Here is an 18206-nt window from a genome sequence, read left to right as displayed (position 1 = left end):
GGGGTCAGCTTGCCGAATACCGAAAGCGCCGCACGGGCGAAGCCGCTGGTTCTGGATGTCGATGGCACGCTGCTGCGGACCGATCTCTTGTTCGAAAGCTTCTGGGCCGGGCTTGCGAAAGATCCGATTGGGGTGATCCGCGCGACTGCGGCGCATCTGGGGGATCGTGCGCGGCTTAAACAGGAACTGGCACAGATCGCCGATCTACGGCTTGACCTGATGCCGGTGAACGCGGCGGTGCTGGAGGCGGCAGAGAGTGCCAAGGCCGAAGGGCGGGAGGTGATCCTCGCTTCCGCCTCCGATCAGGATCAGGTCGCCCAGCTTGCCGAGCATTACGGGCTATCCGAGCGCTACTATGCCTCGGATGGTCAAACGAACCTTAAGGGGCAGGCGAAGGCTGCCGCCTTGACCCGCGATTTCGGCCCGCGTGGGTTCGATTACGCAGGGAATGCCGCGGTGGACATGCAGGTCTGGGAGCATGCCGACACCGCGCTGGTGGTTGGCAAGGTCGCGGTCGCAACGACGCTGCCTGAAGGCGGGCATGAGGTCATACGTCTGCCGGGGGGGTGGACCGCCCGCAAGCTGCTCAAGGCGTTGCGCCCGCATCAATGGGTTAAAAATGTCCTGCTGTTGCTGCCCCTTATCGCGTCGCATCGGTTCGATCTGGAGACTTTGATCCCGATCCTTCTGGGCATCGTCGCATTTTCGGGGGCGGCCAGCTCGATCTATATCATCAACGATCTTCTCGATCTGGAAGCGGACCGCCTCCACCCGACCAAGAACCGCCGTCCATTCGCAAGTGGGGACGTTCCGATTCCGGTGGGCATGCTCGCCTTTGTCGGATTGCTGGCGCTCTCCCTCGGGATTGCGGCGGCGCTCAACTGGGGCTTCTTCGGCGTGATCGTACTCTACACGCTCACGTCGCTCGCCTATTCGCTCAAACTCAAGCGGATGCGCTGGGTCGACATCACGACGCTGGCCTCGCTCTACACGATCCGGGTGGTCGCGGGTGCGGCTGCGGGGCAAGTCGATGTCTCGATCTTCATGCTGATCTTCATCTTCCCGGTTTTCATCGCGCTGGGCTGTGTGAAGCGTCTGACTGAACTGACACTCGCACAAGGGGATGAGCGCCTTCCGGGGCGTGGCTACGGTCGCGCGGATCGGGGGGATCTGTTGAACGTGGCCGGTATCGGGGTGTTTGGCGCACTGGTGATCTTTTTTCTCTATTCGGTGTCCGATCAGGGCCGGGTGCTCTATCCTGACACATGGCTCATGTGGCTTGCGATGATCCCGATGGCATGGTGGCTGATCCGCATGGTGATGCTCGGTTGGTATGGCAAGCAGGATTACGACCCGATCGTCTTTGCGCTCAAGGATAAGCTGGGTCTGGGTATCCTGATGATCATCCTGAGCCTGATGTTCTGGGCCGCGGGGCTGTGGGGGCATTGGTTCGGGGGCTAACTCCGTCGTCAAATCGCGCTCAGTTGCGCCACATGCGCCAGGCGATCCGTTCTTCGGGGTTGGCGTTGATCTTGCGCACCATCGAGGCAAAGTAATAGCGCCCTGCCATTCGTGAATAGCGGCTGGCAGCGGTGCGCACCAGACGGGCGAGGTCGCGGTCGCTCAGCTCCGAGACCCGCGCGTCCCGGAGGGCTTCGGGCGAGGGGACCTCGGTGCACAGGAAGACGACGCAGTCGCGTGCGACGCGGGACAGCGGTTTGAAATAGCGCCTGAGCCGCGTCATCTGCGCGGGGAGCCAAGGCTGCACCCGATGCAAAAAGTCCTGATGGATCACGATGGAGCGCCCGGGGATGAGCGCGGGAAAGAACTCCGCCGCGATGTGATCGGTCAGAGCAGCCGATTTCGCGGCGTCGATGGCCAACAGCTCGATTGGTTCGCCATGCCAGCCTTGTTCGAGAATATCCCCCTGCCGAAGGGTGATCGCGGGTTTCCAGGGTGTCAGCAGGCGATGCGCTTCGAGCAGGATATCGTTGCCCGCGAACGGAGGGATACCCGCCGGATAGAGAAGCTTGGCTTTCAACTCTTCCGAGGCTGTGAAATTGTCATAGGCAAAGACGGGCAGGGCGCGCCCGGCATCGGCCTGGCCCGCGGCAAGCCGTGCGGTCGAACCGCCGATGAACGAGCCCAGATCGACGATCACCCCCGCCCCCTTGGCCCAATGCCGCGCGAGCCAATAGTAAAGCTGCGTCTCCTCGGTGGCGAGCATGGTCGGCACCGCCCGTGCAGCCTCGGGCAGGGCCGCATCCGCGCCGATCCAGGGGCGGGCGGCGAACAGGCGTTCGGCGTCGGTGTAATCAGGGTCGGAGCTCATGGGTGCAGGGTTAGCATCGCAAGGGCTGACATGGCCAGTGTCCGGTGACCATCGGCCATACGCGGGAACGCAAATAGATGCAGAATGGCCCTTGATTTCGCCGCCGAGGTGCCGTAGCACCCGCCCACGGCCTAGGGGTATAGCTCAGTTGGTAGAGCATCGGTCTCCAAAACCGAGGGTCGTGGGTTCGAGTCCCCCTGCCCCTGCCAGGCCGCTTTTCCACACCTGACGAACGGATCGCCGCTTCACGCGGCAAAACGCTTGAAATCGCGGTCCCGAGCGCGTATCTGACCCCGGTCGCGCGGCAAGGGTGCCGCGCCTGCGACAAGAGGATGATGCGCATGGCAAACCCCCTTCAGTTCCTGCAACAGGTTCGCTCGGAAGTGGGCAAGATCACCTGGCCGAGCCGCCGTGAGGTGATGCTCACCACCGGTATGGTGTTCGTCATGGCCGCTCTGACCGCGCTGTTCTTTGCGCTGGTCGACTGGGTCATCCGCTTCGGCGTCAGCCAGATCATCGGCTGAGGGAAGCCCGCCGCCGCTGTCCTGCGGGTCGTCGCAAAACCCCGCTACGGTCTTGAATTCATGGGCCGACAGGGGTAAAGGGGCGGGACTTTCCCGGAACCGGCGTGCATCGATTCGGTATGCACGCTGTTTTTTGTTCTGGGTGCGATGGGGCAACCCATTGAATGAATTGGAATTTTGCGACGGTTACCCGTCGGTGGCAGAGGGCTGAGGCAAGCATGGCGAAGCGTTGGTATTCGGTGAGCGTTCTCTCGAACTTCGAGAAGAAAGTGGCCGAGCAAATCCGTCAGGCTGTGGTCGAGCAGGGCCTCGAGGATCAGATCGAAGAAGTTCTGGTCCCGACCGAAGAGGTGATCGAGATCCGTCGTGGCAAGAAAGTCACCTCGGAGCGCCGCTTCATGCCGGGCTATGTGCTCGTGCGGATGGACATGACCGATCGGGGCTACCACCTGATCAACTCGATTAACCGGGTGACCGGTTTCCTCGGCCCGCAGGGCAAGCCGATGCCGATGCGCGACGGTGAGGTGAACCAGATCCTGAAACGCGCCGACGAGTCGGGTGAAGCGGTTGCGCCGCGCAACCTGATCCGCTTCGACGTGGGCGAAAATGTGAGCGTGACCGACGGCCCGTTCGAGGGCTTCTCGGGCATGGTCGAAGAAGTCGACGACGTGTCGGGCCGCCTGAAGGTCACCGTCTCGATCTTTGGTCGTCCGACGCCGGTCGAGCTGGAATTCACTCAGGTGCAGAAAACCGCCTGAGTGTGAACCGTGGGAGGCGAGGGCTACGGTCCGGACCGAACCACTAAACTTCGCATCCTTGGATGTGACAGTGATAAAGGAGAGGCCACATGGCCAAGAAAGTTATCGGGCAGCTGAAGCTGCAAATTAAGGCTGGCGGCGCCAACCCGTCCCCGCCGGTCGGTCCCGCGCTCGGTCAGCGCGGCATCAACATCATGGAATTCTGCAAGGCGTTCAACGCCAAGACGCAGGAAATGGAAAAAGACATGCCGGTGCCGTGCGTCATCACGTACTACGCCGACAAGTCGTTCACCTTCGAGCTGAAGACCGCTCCGGCTTCGTTCTACCTGAAAAAAGCCGCTGGCCTGAAGCCGGTTGGCAAGCGCAACCGCCCGAAAGGGTCGGAGAAACCGGGCCGCGAAGTCGCTGGCACCGTGACCGTCGCTCAGGTCCGCGAGATCGCCGAAGCGAAAATGAAAGACCTGTCCGCGAACGACGTCGAAGCCGCGATGCAAATCATCCTCGGCTCGGCCCGCTCGATCGGCATCGAGGTGAAAGGCTAAGTCATGGCAAAGCTCGGTAAACGCACCAAAGCCGCCCGCGAAGCCTTCGTCGGCAAAGAGAACCTCTCGGTTGAGGACGCAGTCGCGCTGATCAAATCGGCCGCTTCGGCGAAATTCGACGAGACGCTCGAAATCGCAATGAACCTCGGCGTTGACCCGCGTCACGCGGACCAGATGGTCCGTGGCGTTGTCTCGCTGCCGAACGGCACCGGTAAAACGGTTCGCGTCGCTGTGTTCGCACGCGGCCCGAAAGCCGAAGAAGCCAAGGCCGCTGGCGCCGATATCGTCGGTGCAGAGGACCTGATGGAAATCGTGCAAGGCGGCAAGATCGAGTTCGATCGCTGCATCGCGACCCCGGACATGATGCCGATCGTCGGCCGTCTGGGTAAGGTCCTCGGCCCGCGCAACCTGATGCCGAACCCGAAAGTCGGCACCGTGACGATGGACGTGAAAGCGGCTGTCGAAGCGGCAAAAGGCGGCGAAGTCCAGTTCAAGGTCGAAAAAGCCGGCGTGATCCACGGCGGTATCGGCAAGGTGTCCTTCTCGGATGAAGCGCTGGCGCAAAACGTTCGCGCCTTCGTCGAAGCCGTGTCGAAAGCCAAGCCCACGGGCGCGAAAGGCACCTACCTCAAGAAGGTGTCGCTCAGCTCGACCATGGGCCCGGGCGTGTCGCTCGACCTGACGTCGGCGACCGGCAACTAAGAATTTGCCGGGGTAACCCGGCGAATGACGGGGCGTTCAGTGCGCCCCGTCCTGTCCGAGACGGAGGGTGGGGGTGACCCCTTAATATCCTTCCTGAGATGGGGAACGAGAATTTCCGGGGTATCTGACCTCGGGCGATCTTCTCGGGAACCACTTGGACCCGACCCCCGGTGCAAGCCGGGGAAAATGAGAGCCGGGGGGAAACCCCCATACTTGGAGTGTAACTGTGGATAGAGCCCAGAAAGAGAAAGTGGTCGAGGAACTCGGCCAGATCTTCGCAAGCTCTGGCGTCGTGGTGGTTGCTCACTACGAAGGCATGACGGTTGCTCAGATGCAGGACCTGCGCGCGAAAATGCGTGAAGCGGGTGGGTCCGTTCGCGTTGCCAAGAACAAGCTCGCCAAGATCGCCCTCGAAGGTCAGCCCTGCGCAAGCATTGCTGAATACCTGACGGGCATGACCGTGCTGTCCTACTCGGAAGACCCCGTCGCTGCGGCGAAGGTGGTCGACGCCTATGCGAAAACGAACGACAAGTTCGTGATCCTTGGCGGTTCGATGGGCGACACGGCACTTGACGTCGCCGGTGTTAAAGCCGTCGCCGCTATGCCGTCGCGTGAGGAGCTCATCGCTTCGATCGTGTCGTGCATCGGGGCGCCTGCTTCGAACATCGCCGGTGCCATTGGCGCGCCTGCTTCGAACATCGCGAGCATTCTCTCGACCATCGAAGAGAAAGCTGCTTGAGCAAACCAACATCCCTTCGTGGGCATGAAGCCCGTCGTTGGAATACCCAAATTAGGAAACTGAGAAATGGCTGACCTGAAAAAACTCGCCGAAGAAATCGTGGGCCTGACGCTTCTGGAAGCGCAGGAACTGAAAAACATCCTGAAAGACGAATACGGCATCGAGCCGGCCGCCGGTGGCGCCGTCATGATGGCTGGCCCGGCAGCGGCTGCTGAAGCCGTTGAAGAGAAAGACGAATTCGACGTCGTTCTCGTTGACGCTGGTGCCAACAAAATCAACGTCATCAAAGAAGTCCGCGGCATCACCGGCCTGGGCCTCAAAGAAGCCAAAGACCTCGTCGAGGCTGGCGGCAAAGTCAAAGAAGGCGCTGCAAAAGCAGAAGCCGAAGACATCAAAACCAAGCTCGAAGCAGCCGGCGCGAAAGTCGAGCTCAAGTAATCGAGCCGGATGCGACTGCATCCGATCTGAAAAATGGGCTGGGTCCGGGGCGCTCCCGGGCCCAGCCGAACCTGTCTCGGAGAGGGCTTGGTTGCCCTGAGCCCTCTCCAAGGCGGCGTTCGCGGTTCGGGAGTTTCCCTGTGGGAGGGGAGACATGAATGGAACCGCCCCCCTTATCGCCAAGCGCCGCGCAGTGGGCCCCGACACTGTGCAGCCTGCGAAAAGACGAAAGGTGACGACGAGCATGGCTCAAGCTTACGTTGGTCAGAAGCGTATCCGCCGCTACTACGGCAAAATCCGCGAAGTCCTTGAAATGCCGAACCTCATCGAGGTTCAGAAATCCTCTTATGATCTGTTCCTGCGCTCGGGCGAGGCAGAACAACCGACTGACGGTGAAGGCCTCCAGGGCGTGTTCCAGTCGGTTTTCCCGATCAAGGATTTCAACGACAACGCGATCCTCGAATTCGTGAAATACGAGCTGGAAAAGCCGAAATACGACGTTGATGAATGTCAGCAGCGCGACATGACCTATTCGGCCCCGCTGAAGGTCACTCTGCGCCTGATCGTGTTCGATGTCGACGAGACCACGGGCGCACGCTCGGTCAAGGATATCAAAGAACAAGACGTGTTCATGGGTGACATGCCACTCATGACGAAGAACGGCACGTTCATCGTGAACGGGACCGAGCGGGTCATCGTGAGCCAGATGCACCGGAGCCCGGGCGTGTTCTTCGACCACGACCGCGGCAAGACCCATTCGTCGGGCAAGCTGCTGTTCGCATGCCGCATCATTCCCTATCGCGGCTCGTGGCTGGACTTCGAGTTCGATGCCAAGGACCTCGTGTTCGCGCGTATCGACCGCCGCCGCAAACTGCCGGTGACCACGCTGCTCTATGCGCTTGGTCTCGATCAGGAAGGCATCATGGATGCCTATTACGACACCGTGACCTACCGTGCCGAGGGCAAGCGCGGCTGGGTGACCAAGTTCTTCCCCGAGCGCGTGCGCGGCACCCGTCCGACCTACGATCTGGTCGACGCCGCCACCGGCGAGGTGATCTGCAAGGCCGGCGACAAGATGACGCCGCGCGCCGTCAAGAAGATCATCGACGAGGGCAAGATCACCGAGCTTCTCGTACCGTTCGAGCATATCCTCGGCCGGTACTGCGCCAAGGACATCATCAACGAGGACACCGGCTTCATCTATATCGAAGCGGGCGATGAGCTGACCGCTGATTACGATAAAGACGGTGAGGTGACTGGCGGTTCGATCAAGACGCTGATCGACAACGGGATCACCGATATTCCGATCCTCGACATCGATAACGTCAATGTCGGTCCCTACATCCGCAACACCATGGCGGCAGACAAGAACATGAACCGCGATACCGCGCTCATGGACATCTACCGCGTGATGCGTCCGGGTGAACCGCCGACCGTCGAGGCGGCTTCGGCGCTCTTCGACACGCTGTTCTTCGACGCCGAGCGCTACGATCTTTCGGCTGTTGGTCGCGTGAAGATGAACATGCGTCTCGACCTCGATGCGCCGGACACCCAACGCACGCTGCGCCGTGAAGACATCATCGCCTGTATCCGCGGGCTGGTGGAACTGCGCGACGGTAAGGGCGAGATCGACGACATCGACCACCTCGGCAACCGCCGGGTGCGTTCGGTCGGCGAGCTGATGGAGAACCAGTATCGCGTGGGTCTCCTGCGCATGGAACGCGCCATCAAGGAACGCATGTCCTCGGTCGAGATCGACACGGTCATGCCGCAGGATCTCATCAACGCGAAACCCGCAGCGGCGGCTGTGCGTGAATTCTTCGGCTCCTCGCAGCTGTCGCAGTTCATGGACCAAACCAACCCGCTGTCGGAAGTCACGCACAAGCGTCGTCTTTCGGCTCTCGGGCCGGGCGGTCTGACCCGTGAGCGCGCTGGCTTCGAGGTGCGCGACGTTCACCCGACCCACTATGGTCGGATGTGCCCGATTGAAACGCCAGAAGGTCAGAACATCGGTCTGATCAACTCGCTCGCCACCTTCGCGCGGGTGAACAAATACGGCTTCATCGAGACTCCGTATCGCAAGGTCAACGCCGGTCAGGTCACCGATGAGGTGGTCTACATGTCCGCGACCGAAGAGATGCGTCACACCGTGGCGCAGGCGAACGCGACGCTCGATGAGAACGGCAAGTTCGTGAACGATCTGGTGTCGACCCGTCAGTCCGGCGAATACTCGCTGAACCCGGCGGACTCGGTGGACCTCATCGACGTGTCGCCGAAACAGCTCGTTTCGGTCGCCGCGGCGCTGATCCCGTTCCTCGAAAACGACGACGCCAACCGCGCTCTGATGGGCTCGAACATGCAACGTCAGGCCGTGCCGCTTCTGCGCGCCGAGGCCCCCTTCGTGGGCACCGGCATGGAAGCTGTCGTGGCGCGCGACTCGGGTGCGGCGATCATGGCGACGCGCGGTGGCGTGATCGACCAGGTCGACGCGCAGCGTATCGTTGTGCGCGCGAACGAAGATCTGGGCACCGGCGATGCCGGCGTCGACATCTACCGTCTGCGCAAGTTCAAGCGTTCGAACCAGTCCTCGACCATCAACCAGCGTCCCATCGTGAAAGTGGGCGACGTGGTGGTGAAGGGGCAGGTTATCGCTGACGGTCCCTCGACCGATCAGGGCGAACTGGCTATCGGCCGGAACGTGATCGTGGCCTTCATGCCGTGGAACGGTTACAACTACGAAGACTCGATCCTGATCTCCGAGCGCATCCACCGCGACGACGTGTTCACCTCGATCCATATCGACGAATACGAAGTGGCGGCCCGCGATACCAAGCTCGGCCCGGAAGAGATCACCCGCGACATCCCGAACGTCGGCGAGGAAGCCCTGCGCAACCTCGACGAAGCGGGCATCGTCTATATCGGTGCCGAAGTCGGCCCGGGCGATATTCTCGTCGGTAAGATCACGCCGAAGGGCGAAAGCCCGATGACGCCGGAAGAAAAGCTTCTGCGCGCCATCTTCGGTGAGAAAGCGTCGGACGTGCGCGATACCTCGCTCCGCCTGCCGCCGGGTGCCTATGGCACGATCGTCGAAGTCCGCGTCTTCAACCGTCACGGTGTCGACAAGGACGAGCGTGCGCTTCAGATCGAGCGTGAGGAAGTCGAACGTCTGGCCCGTGACCGGGACGACGAGATGGCGATCCTTGAGCGCAACATCTACGCGCGTCTGAAGACGCTGATCCTCGGCAAGACCGCGGTGAAGGGTCCGAAGGGCGTCAAGGGCGGCTCCGAGATCAATGACGAACTGCTCGGCACGCTGAGCCGTGGCCAATGGTGGCAACTCGCGCTCGAGGACGAGGGCGATGCCAAAGAGGTCGAGGCGCTCAACGACCAGTTCAACGCGCAGAAACGCGCGCTTGAGCACCGGTTCGAAGACAAGGTCGAGAAAGTCCGTCAGGGCGACGACCTGCCTCCGGGCGTGATGAAGATGGTCAAGGTCTTCGTCGCCGTGAAGCGCAAGCTGCAAGCGGGCGACAAGATGGCCGGTCGTCACGGGAACAAGGGTGTCGTGTCCAAAGTCGTTCCGATGGAAGACATGCCCTTCCTCGCCGATGGCACGCCGGTCGACCTCGTGCTCAACCCGCTGGGCGTGCCCTCGCGGATGAACGTGGGTCAGATCCTCGAGACGCATATGGGCTGGGCCGCACGTGGTCTGGGCCTGCAGATCGACGATGCGCTGCAAGCCTATCGCAAGTCGGGCGACCTGACCCCGGTGCGCGAGGCGATGCGTCTGGGCTACGGCGACGAGACCTATGATGACCTGATCGCGTCCAAGTCGGACGAAGACCTGATCGAAAGTGCCGAAGCGGTGCGCGGCGGTATTCCGATCGCGACGCCCGTCTTCGACGGCGCGAAAGAGGCCGATGTGAACGACGCTCTGCGTCGTGCGGGCTTCGATCAGTCTGGTCAGTCGGTGGTCTTCGATGGCCGCACCGGCGAGCAGTTCGCGCGTAAGGTCACCGTGGGGATGAAGTACGTCCTCAAGCTGCACCACCTTGTCGACGACAAGATGCACGCGCGCTCGACCGGTCCGTACTCGCTCGTCACGCAGCAGCCGCTGGGTGGTAAGGCGCAGTTCGGTGGTCAGCGTCTCGGGGAGATGGAGGTCTGGGCGCTCGAAGCTTACGGCGCCGCCTACACGCTCCAAGAGATGCTCACGGTCAAGTCGGATGACGTGGCTGGCCGGACCAAGGTCTACGAGTCGATCGTCAAGGGCGAGGACAACTTCGAAGCGGGCGTGCCCGAGTCGTTCAACGTTCTCGTCAAAGAGGTCCGGGGCCTCGGCCTCAACATGGAACTCCTGGATGCGGAGGACGAGGAGTGAGGGGTTCGCCCCTCATTCCCTCCCCTCTGCCCTCATTCAAGGAATAACAGATGAACCAGGAACTGACCCAAAACCCGTTCAACCCGCTCGCGGCGCCGAAGCAATTCGACGAGATCAAGATCTCGCTGGCTTCGCCGGAGCGGATTCTGTCGTGGTCCTATGGCGAAATCAAAAAGCCCGAGACCATCAACTACCGCACGTTCAAGCCCGAGCGTGACGGCCTGTTCTGCGCGCGTATCTTTGGCCCGATCAAGGATTACGAATGCCTCTGCGGCAAATATAAGCGCATGAAATATCGCGGCGTCGTCTGCGAGAAATGCGGCGTCGAAGTCACGCTGCAAAAGGTCCGTCGTGAGCGCATGGGCCACATCGAGCTGGCCTCGCCCGTGGCCCATATCTGGTTCCTCAAGTCGCTGCCCTCGCGCATCGGCCTGATGCTGGACATGACGCTGCGCGATCTCGAGCGCATCCTCTACTTCGAAAACTACGTTGTCATCGAGCCGGGTCTGACCGACCTGTCCTATGGGCAGCTTATGACCGAGGAAGAGTATCTCGACGCGCAGGACATGTATGGCGCGGACGCCTTCACCGCCAATATCGGCGCGGAAGCCATCCGTGAGATGCTGCAGGCGATCGACCTCGAAGCCACCGCGGAGCAACTGCGCGAAGAGCTGAAAGAGGCGACCGGCGAACTCAAGCCGAAGAAGATCATCAAGCGTCTGAAGATCGTCGAAAGCTTCATCGAATCCGGCAACCGCCCGGAATGGATGGTGCTGACCGTTCTTCCGGTGATCCCGCCGGAACTGCGTCCGCTCGTGCCGCTCGATGGTGGCCGCTTCGCGACCTCGGATCTCAACGATCTGTATCGCCGCGTCATCAACCGGAACAACCGTCTGAAGCGCCTGATCGAACTGCGTGCGCCCGATATCATCGTGCGCAACGAAAAGCGGATGCTGCAAGAGTCGGTGGACGCCCTGTTCGACAACGGCCGTCGCGGCCGCGTCATCACGGGCACCAACAAGCGCCCGCTGAAGTCGCTCTCGGACATGCTCAAGGGTAAGCAGGGCCGCTTCCGTCAGAACCTTCTGGGTAAGCGCGTCGACTTCTCGGGCCGTTCGGTCATCGTGACCGGTCCGGAACTCAAGCTGCACCAGTGCGGTCTGCCGAAGAAGATGGCGCTCGAACTGTTCAAGCCGTTCATCTACTCGCGTCTTGAAGCGAAGGGCCTGTCGTCGACCGTCAAGCAAGCGAAGAAGCTGGTCGAGAAAGAGCGTCCCGAAGTCTGGGATATCCTCGACGAGGTGATCCGCGAGCACCCGGTTCTGCTGAACCGTGCGCCGACGCTGCACCGTCTGGGCATTCAGGCGTTCGAACCGATCCTCATCGAAGGTAAGGCGATCCAGCTGCACCCGCTCGTCTGCTCGGCCTTCAACGCCGACTTCGACGGTGACCAGATGGCCGTCCACGTGCCGCTCTCGCTGGAAGCCCAGCTTGAAGCGCGCGTGCTGATGATGTCGACCAACAACGTTCTCTCGCCCGCCAACGGCGCGCCGATCATCGTTCCTTCGCAGGACATGGTCCTTGGTCTCTACTACGTGACCATGGAGCGCAAAGGCATGAAGGGCGAAGGCATGGTCTTCGGTTCGGTCGAAGAGGTCGAACACGCGCTCAACGCCGGTGTCGTGCACATGCACACCAAAATCTCGGCGCGCGTGAAGCAGATCGACGAAGAGGGCAACGAAGTCTTCAAACGCTTCGAGACCACGCCGGGCCGTGTGCGCCTTGGCGCGCTGCTGCCGCTCAACGCGAAAGCACCGTTCGAGCTTGTGAACCGTCTGCTGCGGAAGAAAGACGTGCAAAACGTCATCGACACCGTCTACCGCTATTGCGGTCAGAAAGAGTCGGTCATCTTCTGTGACCAGATCATGGGCATGGGCTTCCGCGAGGCATTCCGCGCCGGCATCTCGTTCGGCAAGGACGACATGGTGATCCCGGATACCAAGTGGGACATCGTGAACGGCGTGCGCGATCAGGTCAAAGAGTTCGAGCAACAGTACATGGACGGCCTGATCACTCAGGGCGAAAAGTACAACAAAGTTGTCGACGCCTGGTCGAAATGCTCGGACGCGGTTGCGGCCGAGATGATGAAGGAAATCTCCGCCGTGCGCGTGGACGATGCCGGTGCCGAAATGGAACCGAACTCGGTCTACATGATGTCGCACTCCGGGGCGCGGGGTTCGCCCGCTCAGATGAAGCAGCTTGGCGGTATGCGCGGCCTGATGGCCAAACCGTCCGGCGAGATCATCGAGACGCCGATCATCTCGAACTTCAAGGAAGGTCTGACCGTTCTTGAATACTTCAACTCGACCCACGGCGCCCGTAAGGGTCTGGCCGATACGGCGCTGAAGACGGCGAACTCGGGTTACCTGACCCGTCGTCTGGTGGACGTGGCGCAGGACTGCATCGTGCGTTCGCACGATTGCGGTACCGAGCGTGCGATCAACGCGACCGCAGCCGTCAATGACGGTGAAGTCGTGGCGCCGCTCTCCGAGCGCGTTCTGGGCCGTGTGGCGGCAGACGACGTTCTGGTTCCGGGCACCGACGAGGTGCTGGTGCGCAAGAACGAGCTGATCGACGAGCGCAAGGCCGACCAGATCGACCAGGCGGGCATCGCCTCAGTGCGGATCCGCTCGGCTCTGACCTGTGAGGCCGAAGAGGGCGTTTGCGCGCTCTGCTACGGTCGTGACCTTGCACGCGGCACGCTGGTGAACCAGGGCGAAGCTGTCGGCATCATCGCCGCACAGTCGATCGGGGAACCCGGCACGCAGCTGACGATGCGGACCTTCCACATCGGCGGTATCGCACAGGGTGGCTCGCAGTCGTTCCAGGAAGCCAGCCAAGAGGGCAAGATCGAGTTCCGCAACGCGAACCTTCTGGTGAACGAAGCGGGCGAGCAGATCGTCATGGGCCGCAACATGCAGGTCGTGATCGTGGACGAGCACGGTGAAGAGCGTGCCAGCCACAAGCTCACCTACGGCTCGAAGGTCTTCGTGAAAGAGGGTGAGGCCGTCAAACGTGGCGCCAAGCTCTACGAATGGGACCCCTACACCCTGCCGATCATCGCCGAGAAGGCCGGTGTCGCGCGCTTCGTCGACCTCGTTTCGGGCATCTCGGTGCGCGAAGAGACCGACGATGCTACCGGCATGACGCAGAAGATCGTGTCCGACTGGCGTTCGGCGCCGAAGGGCAACGACCTGAAGCCGGAGATCATCATTGTCGGCGCCGATGGCGAGCCGGTCCGCAACGAAGCGGGCAACCCGGTGACCTATCAGATGTCGGTGGATGCGATCCTCTCGGTCGAAGACGGTCAGGACGTGAAAGCTGGTGACGTTGTGGCGCGTATTCCGCGCGAAGGTGCGAAGACCAAGGACATTACCGGTGGTCTTCCGCGCGTGGCCGAACTCTTCGAGGCGCGTCGTCCCAAGGACCACGCGATCATCGCGGAAATCGACGGCTATGTGCGCTTCGGCAAGGACTACAAGAACAAGCGCCGCATCGCGATCGAGCCGCGTGAGGAAGGTCTGGAGCCCGTCGAATACATGGTGCCGAAAGGCAAGCACATCCCGGTGCAGGAGGGCGACTTCGTGCAGAAGGGTGACTACATCATGGACGGCAACCCGGCACCGCACGACATTCTGCGCATCATGGGGATTGAGGCTCTGGCCGACTACCTCATCGACGAAGTGCAGGACGTCTATCGTCTGCAAGGTGTGAAGATCAACGACAAGCACATCGAGGTGATCGTTCGCCAGATGCTGCAAAAGATCGAGATCCTCGACTCGGGCGATACCACGCTGCTCAAGGGCGAGCACATCGACAAGGCGGAGTTCGAAGAAGAGAACGCCAAGGTCGAAGCGCGCGGCGGTCGTGCCGCGACGGGCGAGCCGGTGCTGCTTGGGATCACCAAGGCATCGCTGCAAACCCGCTCGTTCATCTCGGCAGCCTCGTTCCAAGAGACCACCCGCGTTCTCACCGAGGCTTCGGTGCAGGGCAAGCGCGACAAGCTCGTGGGTCTCAAGGAGAACGTGATTGTGGGTCGTCTGATCCCTGCCGGCACGGGTGGCGCAACCACTCGCGTGCGCAAGATCGCAGCCGACCGCGACCACAAGGTGATCGAAGAGCGTCGTGCCGAAGCCGAAGCCGCAGCGGCCCTTGCCGCTCCGGTCGAGGTCGAAGCCGAGGATTTCGGCCCGGTGGAAACGCCGGAAAGCCGCGATTGATCGTGACGTCACGCCACTGAGACAGAAGGCCCCGCTTCGGCGGGGCCTTTTTCATTGCGGGCGGGACCGGGTCCGGTGCGGAGCGTGGTGAGCCGCAATTCGGGGCGCCGGGCCTGCCTGTGTTGACATCCCACGCGACTCCCCCTATAGCCCGCGCATCCCAACGGGCGCAGTGCGTCTTGCGGGACACCGAAACTCAGTGGTCAAGATCCGGGCCTGATGCCTCGATCCTCTGGATTTCAACGCATTCACCCCAGCCAAAAGCCGGGGCGGAATGCGATTTGGCGTTTTGCGATACGCGCAACGCGCCGTCGAGAAGTGGCGCACCCTGATCGGGGTGCGAGTATTGACAGAGCAAATACGGGGAACCGGAATGCCTACTATCCAACAGCTGATCCGCAAGCCGCGGCAGCCCAAGGTGAAGCGCTCGAAGTCGCAACACCTTCAAGAGTGCCCGCAGAAGCGTGGCGTCTGCACGCGCGTCTACACCACGACGCCGAAGAAACCGAACTCCGCTATGCGTAAGGTCGCCAAGGTGCGCCTGACGAATGGCTTCGAGGTCATCTCCTACATCCCGGGCGAAAAGCACAACCTGCAAGAGCACTCGGTTGTTCTGATCCGCGGCGGCCGCGTCAAAGACCTTCCGGGTGTCCGTTACCACATCCTGCGCGGTGTGCTGGATACCCAAGGTGTTAAAGACCGTCGTCAACGTCGTTCGAAATACGGCGCGAAGCGTCCGAAGTAAGGAGATCACCAGATGTCTCGTCGTCACGCCGCTGAAAAGCGCGAAGTTCTGCCCGACGCCAAATATGGCGATCGCGTGCTGACCAAATTCATGAACAACCTGATGATCGACGGCAAGAAATCGGCCGCCGAGAAAATCGTCTACAACGCGCTCGAGCGCGTCGAGTCGAAGCTCAAGCGCGAGCCGGTTGAAGTCTTCCACGAAGCCCTCGACAACGTGAAACCGTCCGTCGAAGTGCGTTCGCGCCGCGTCGGTGGTGCGACCTACCAGGTTCCGGTCGAAGTCCGCCCGACCCGCCGCGAAGCGCTGGCTATCCGCTGGCTCATCAACGCTGCGCGCGCCCGCAACGAGAACACCATGGAAGAGCGCCTCGCCGGCGAGCTTCTGGATGCGGTGAACTCGCGTGGTTCCGCTGTCAAGAAGCGGGAAGACACCCACAAGATGGCCGACGCGAACAAAGCGTTCAGCCACTACCGCTGGTAATAAGGAAGGACGCCTATTATGGCTCGCGATTATCCGCTTAACTTCTACCGCAACTTCGGGATCATGGCGCATATCGACGCGGGTAAAACCACGACGACCGAGCGCATCCTGTACTACACCGGCAAATCGCACAAAATCGGTGAAGTGCACGATGGCGCTGCGACCATGGACTGGATGGAGCAGGAGCAAGAGCGCGGGATCACCATCACCTCGGCTGCGACGACCACCTTCTGGGAACGCACCGTCGATGGCGCCAACCCGCAAACGCCGAAGCACCGCTTCAACATCATCGACACCCCCGGCCACGTGGACTTCACCATCGAGGTGGAACGTTCGCTCGCGGTTCTCGACGGCGCGGTTGCGCTGCTCGACGCGAACGCCGGTGTCGAACCGCAGACCGAAACCGTGTGGCGTCAGGCTGACCGCTACAAGGTTCCGCGTCTCGTGTTCGTCAACAAGATGGACAAGATCGGTGCCGACTTCTTCAAGTGCGTGCACATGATCAAGGACCGCACCGGCGCCACCCCGGTTCCGGTCAACTTCCCGATCGGTTCGGAAGAGAACCTCGAGGGCATTGTTGACCTGATCGAGATGGAAGAGTGGGTGTGGCAGGGCGAAGACCTCGGCGCAAGCTGGGTCCGTCAGCCGATCCGCGATGAGCTCAAGGATACCGCCGACGAATGGCGCGCGATCCTGATCGAAAACGCGGTCGAGCAAGACGACGACGCCATGATGGCCTACCTCGAAGGCGAAGAGCCGGACGCGGAGACGCTCAAGAAGCTGGTCCGCAAAGGCACCCTGTCGCTTTCGTTCGTTCCGGTTCTGGGCGGTTCGGCGTTCAAGAACAAGGGCGTTCAGCCCCTGCTCAACGCCGTGATCGACTTCCTGCCCTCGCCGCTCGACGTGCCCGCCTACATGGGCTTCGAGCCGGGCGACGAGACGGAAGAGCGTAACATCGCCCGTTCGGCCGATGACGCGCAGCCCTTCTCGGCTCTGGCGTTCAAGATCATGAACGACCCCTTCGTCGGTTCGCTGACCTTCACCCGGATTTATTCGGGCGTCATCAAGAAGGGTGACTCGATCCTGAACTCGACCAAGGGCAAGAAAGAGCGCGTCGGTCGTATGATGATGATGCACTCGAACAACCGCGAGGAAATCGAGGAAGCATTCGCAGGCGACATCATCGCGCTGGCCGGTCTCAAAGAGACCACCACCGGTGACACGCTCTGCGCGGTCAACGCGCCGGTCGTTCTCGAAACCATGACCTTCCCCGATCCGGTGATCGAGATCGCCGTGGAGCCGAAGTCGAAAGCCGACCAGGAGAAGATGGGTATCGCCCTCGCTCGCCTGGCAGCCGAAGACCCGTCCTTCCGCGTCGAGACCAACTTCGAGTCCGGTCAGACCATCATGAAGGGCATGGGCGAACTTCACCTCGACATCCTCGTCGACCGTATGCGTCGCGAGTTCAAGGTCGAGGCGAATATCGGTGCGCCGCAGGTGGCTTACCGTGAGACCATCTCGCGTTCGGCAGAGATCGACTACACGCACAAGAAACAGACCGGTGGTACCGGCCAGTTCGCACGCGTGAAGCTCGTGATCGATCCGACCGAGCCGGGCGAAGGCTACTCGTTCGAGTCGAAAATCGTCGGCGGTGCTGTTCCGAAGGAATACATCCCGGGCGTCGAAAAGGGCATCCAGTCGGTTATGGACTCCGGTCCGCTCGCTGGCTTCCCGGTGATCGACTTCAAGGTCGCGCTGATCGACGGTGCGTTCCACGACGTCGACTCCTCGGTGCTCGCCTTCGAAATCGCGACCCGCGCCGCAATGCGTGAAGGTCTCAAGAAGGCCGGCGCGAAGCTGCTCGAGCCGATGATGAAGGTCGAAGTGGTGACCCCGGAAGAATATACCGGCGGTATCATCGGCGACCTGACTTCGCGTCGGGGCATGGTCCAAGGCCAAGAGACCCGCGGCAACGCGATCGTCATCAACGCCTTCGTGCCGCTCGCGAACATGTTCGGCTACATCAACACGCTGCGTTCGATGTCCTCGGGCCGTGCGGTCTTCACCATGATCTTCGATCACTACGAAGCCGTGCCGCAGAACATCTCGGACGAGATCCAGGCGAAATACGCGTAATCACCGGGCGCCCGGGGGAGACTCCTTCGGGCGCACCCGATTACGTGCTTGAAATGACAGGAGGCCATAATGGCAAAGGAAAAGTTTGAACGTACGAAACCGCACGTCAACATCGGCACGATCGGCCACGTTGACCACGGCAAAAC

13 protein-coding genes and 1 tRNA gene are annotated in these 18206 nt (G+C 61.4%); 13 read left to right on the top strand and 1 reads right to left on the bottom strand.

From position 1 onward, the window contains the following. Window positions 1-9: 9 nt before the first annotated feature. Window positions 10-1461, top strand: coding sequence for a UbiA family prenyltransferase (locus P0X85_RS04080; RefSeq protein ID WP_275808886.1), 1452 nt, complete (start codon window positions 10-12; stop codon window positions 1459-1461). Window positions 1462-1480: 19 nt separating this feature from the next. Here P0X85_RS04080 and P0X85_RS04075 read toward each other — a convergent pair whose 3' ends face one another. Then, window positions 1481-2332, bottom strand: a complete 852-nt coding sequence (locus P0X85_RS04075; protein ID WP_275808883.1) for a class I SAM-dependent methyltransferase — start codon at window positions 2330-2332, stop codon at window positions 1481-1483. 133 nt (window positions 2333-2465) lie between these two features. Between P0X85_RS04075 and P0X85_RS04070 the strand changes: the two genes are divergently transcribed. The 12 genes from P0X85_RS04070 to fusA all read left to right on the top strand — a co-directional run bounded on the left by P0X85_RS04070 (window position 2466) and on the right by fusA (window position 18060). After that, window positions 2466-2541, top strand: a tRNA-Trp gene (locus P0X85_RS04070). A 126-nt stretch (window positions 2542-2667) separates the two neighbouring features. After that, the gene (gene secE / locus P0X85_RS04065) at window positions 2668-2856 is read left to right on the top strand and encodes a preprotein translocase subunit SecE (protein WP_275808880.1); all 189 of its coding nucleotides are present in this window, start codon (window positions 2668-2670) and stop codon (window positions 2854-2856) included. Window positions 2857-3074: 218 nt separating this feature from the next. Then, window positions 3075-3614, top strand: a complete 540-nt coding sequence (gene nusG, locus P0X85_RS04060; RefSeq protein WP_275808877.1) for a transcription termination/antitermination protein NusG — start codon at window positions 3075-3077, stop codon at window positions 3612-3614. A gap of 89 nt (window positions 3615-3703) precedes the next feature. Next, window positions 3704-4156: a 50S ribosomal protein L11 gene (gene rplK, locus P0X85_RS04055; RefSeq protein ID WP_275808874.1), complete on the top strand. Its 453-nt coding sequence runs from the start codon at window positions 3704-3706 to the stop codon at window positions 4154-4156. Between the two features lie 3 nt (window positions 4157-4159). Then, window positions 4160-4858, top strand: a complete 699-nt coding sequence (gene rplA, locus P0X85_RS04050; RefSeq protein WP_275808871.1) for a 50S ribosomal protein L1 — start codon at window positions 4160-4162, stop codon at window positions 4856-4858. A gap of 226 nt (window positions 4859-5084) precedes the next feature. Then, window positions 5085-5597, top strand: coding sequence for a 50S ribosomal protein L10 (gene rplJ / locus P0X85_RS04045; RefSeq protein WP_275808868.1), 513 nt, complete (start codon window positions 5085-5087; stop codon window positions 5595-5597). A gap of 66 nt (window positions 5598-5663) precedes the next feature. Continuing rightward, a complete protein-coding gene (gene rplL / locus P0X85_RS04040) occupies window positions 5664-6035 on the top strand; it encodes a 50S ribosomal protein L7/L12 (protein ID WP_275808865.1) in 372 nt (123 codons plus the stop codon). Window positions 6036-6279: 244 nt separating this feature from the next. Continuing rightward, a complete protein-coding gene (rpoB, locus tag P0X85_RS04035) occupies window positions 6280-10416 on the top strand; it encodes a DNA-directed RNA polymerase subunit beta (protein WP_275808862.1) in 4137 nt (1378 codons plus the stop codon). A 50-nt stretch (window positions 10417-10466) separates the two neighbouring features. Beyond that, a complete protein-coding gene (gene rpoC, locus P0X85_RS04030; RefSeq protein ID WP_275808859.1) occupies window positions 10467-14696 on the top strand; it encodes a DNA-directed RNA polymerase subunit beta' in 4230 nt (1409 codons plus the stop codon). Window positions 14697-15069: 373 nt separating this feature from the next. Continuing rightward, window positions 15070-15441 carry a 30S ribosomal protein S12 gene (rpsL, locus tag P0X85_RS04025; protein WP_038074720.1) on the top strand — a complete coding sequence of 124 codons (372 nt, stop codon included), beginning with the start codon at window positions 15070-15072 and terminating at the stop codon, window positions 15439-15441. A 12-nt stretch (window positions 15442-15453) separates the two neighbouring features. After that, window positions 15454-15924, top strand: a complete 471-nt coding sequence (gene rpsG, locus P0X85_RS04020) for a 30S ribosomal protein S7 (protein WP_275808839.1) — start codon at window positions 15454-15456, stop codon at window positions 15922-15924. Between the two features lie 18 nt (window positions 15925-15942). Next, complete coding sequence (fusA, locus tag P0X85_RS04015) at window positions 15943-18060, top strand: elongation factor G (protein ID WP_275808836.1); 2118 nt, start codon at window positions 15943-15945, stop codon at window positions 18058-18060. The last annotated feature ends 146 nt before the right edge of the window (window positions 18061-18206 follow it).

Origin of the sequence: Pseudothioclava nitratireducens (genome assembly GCF_029210495.1) — a bacterium.
In the GTDB taxonomy this organism is placed as follows: Bacteria; Pseudomonadota; Alphaproteobacteria; order Rhodobacterales; family Rhodobacteraceae; genus Pseudothioclava; species Pseudothioclava nitratireducens.
Note: the sequence above shows the minus strand (reverse complement) of the source record. Positions and strands in the feature narration are given on the sequence as shown.

What these genes read in the sequence shown, in the direction of transcription:
- P0X85_RS04075 (WP_275808883.1), bottom strand. Translation starts at nt 2,332, where the DNA reads ATGAGCTCCGACCCTGATTACACCGACGCCGAACGCCTGTTCGCCGCC.
- secE (WP_275808880.1), top strand. Translation starts at nt 2,668, where the DNA reads ATGCGCATGGCAAACCCCCTTCAGTTCCTGCAACAGGTTCGCTCGGAA.
- nusG (WP_275808877.1), top strand. Translation starts at nt 3,075, where the DNA reads ATGGCGAAGCGTTGGTATTCGGTGAGCGTTCTCTCGAACTTCGAGAAG.
- rplK (WP_275808874.1), top strand. Translation starts at nt 3,704, where the DNA reads ATGGCCAAGAAAGTTATCGGGCAGCTGAAGCTGCAAATTAAGGCTGGC.
- rplA (WP_275808871.1), top strand. Translation starts at nt 4,160, where the DNA reads ATGGCAAAGCTCGGTAAACGCACCAAAGCCGCCCGCGAAGCCTTCGTC.
- rplL (WP_275808865.1), top strand. Translation starts at nt 5,664, where the DNA reads ATGGCTGACCTGAAAAAACTCGCCGAAGAAATCGTGGGCCTGACGCTT.
- rpoB (WP_275808862.1), top strand. Translation starts at nt 6,280, where the DNA reads ATGGCTCAAGCTTACGTTGGTCAGAAGCGTATCCGCCGCTACTACGGC.
- rpoC (WP_275808859.1), top strand. Translation starts at nt 10,467, where the DNA reads ATGAACCAGGAACTGACCCAAAACCCGTTCAACCCGCTCGCGGCGCCG.
- rpsL (WP_038074720.1), top strand. Translation starts at nt 15,070, where the DNA reads ATGCCTACTATCCAACAGCTGATCCGCAAGCCGCGGCAGCCCAAGGTG.
- rpsG (WP_275808839.1), top strand. Translation starts at nt 15,454, where the DNA reads ATGTCTCGTCGTCACGCCGCTGAAAAGCGCGAAGTTCTGCCCGACGCC.
- fusA (WP_275808836.1), top strand. Translation starts at nt 15,943, where the DNA reads ATGGCTCGCGATTATCCGCTTAACTTCTACCGCAACTTCGGGATCATG.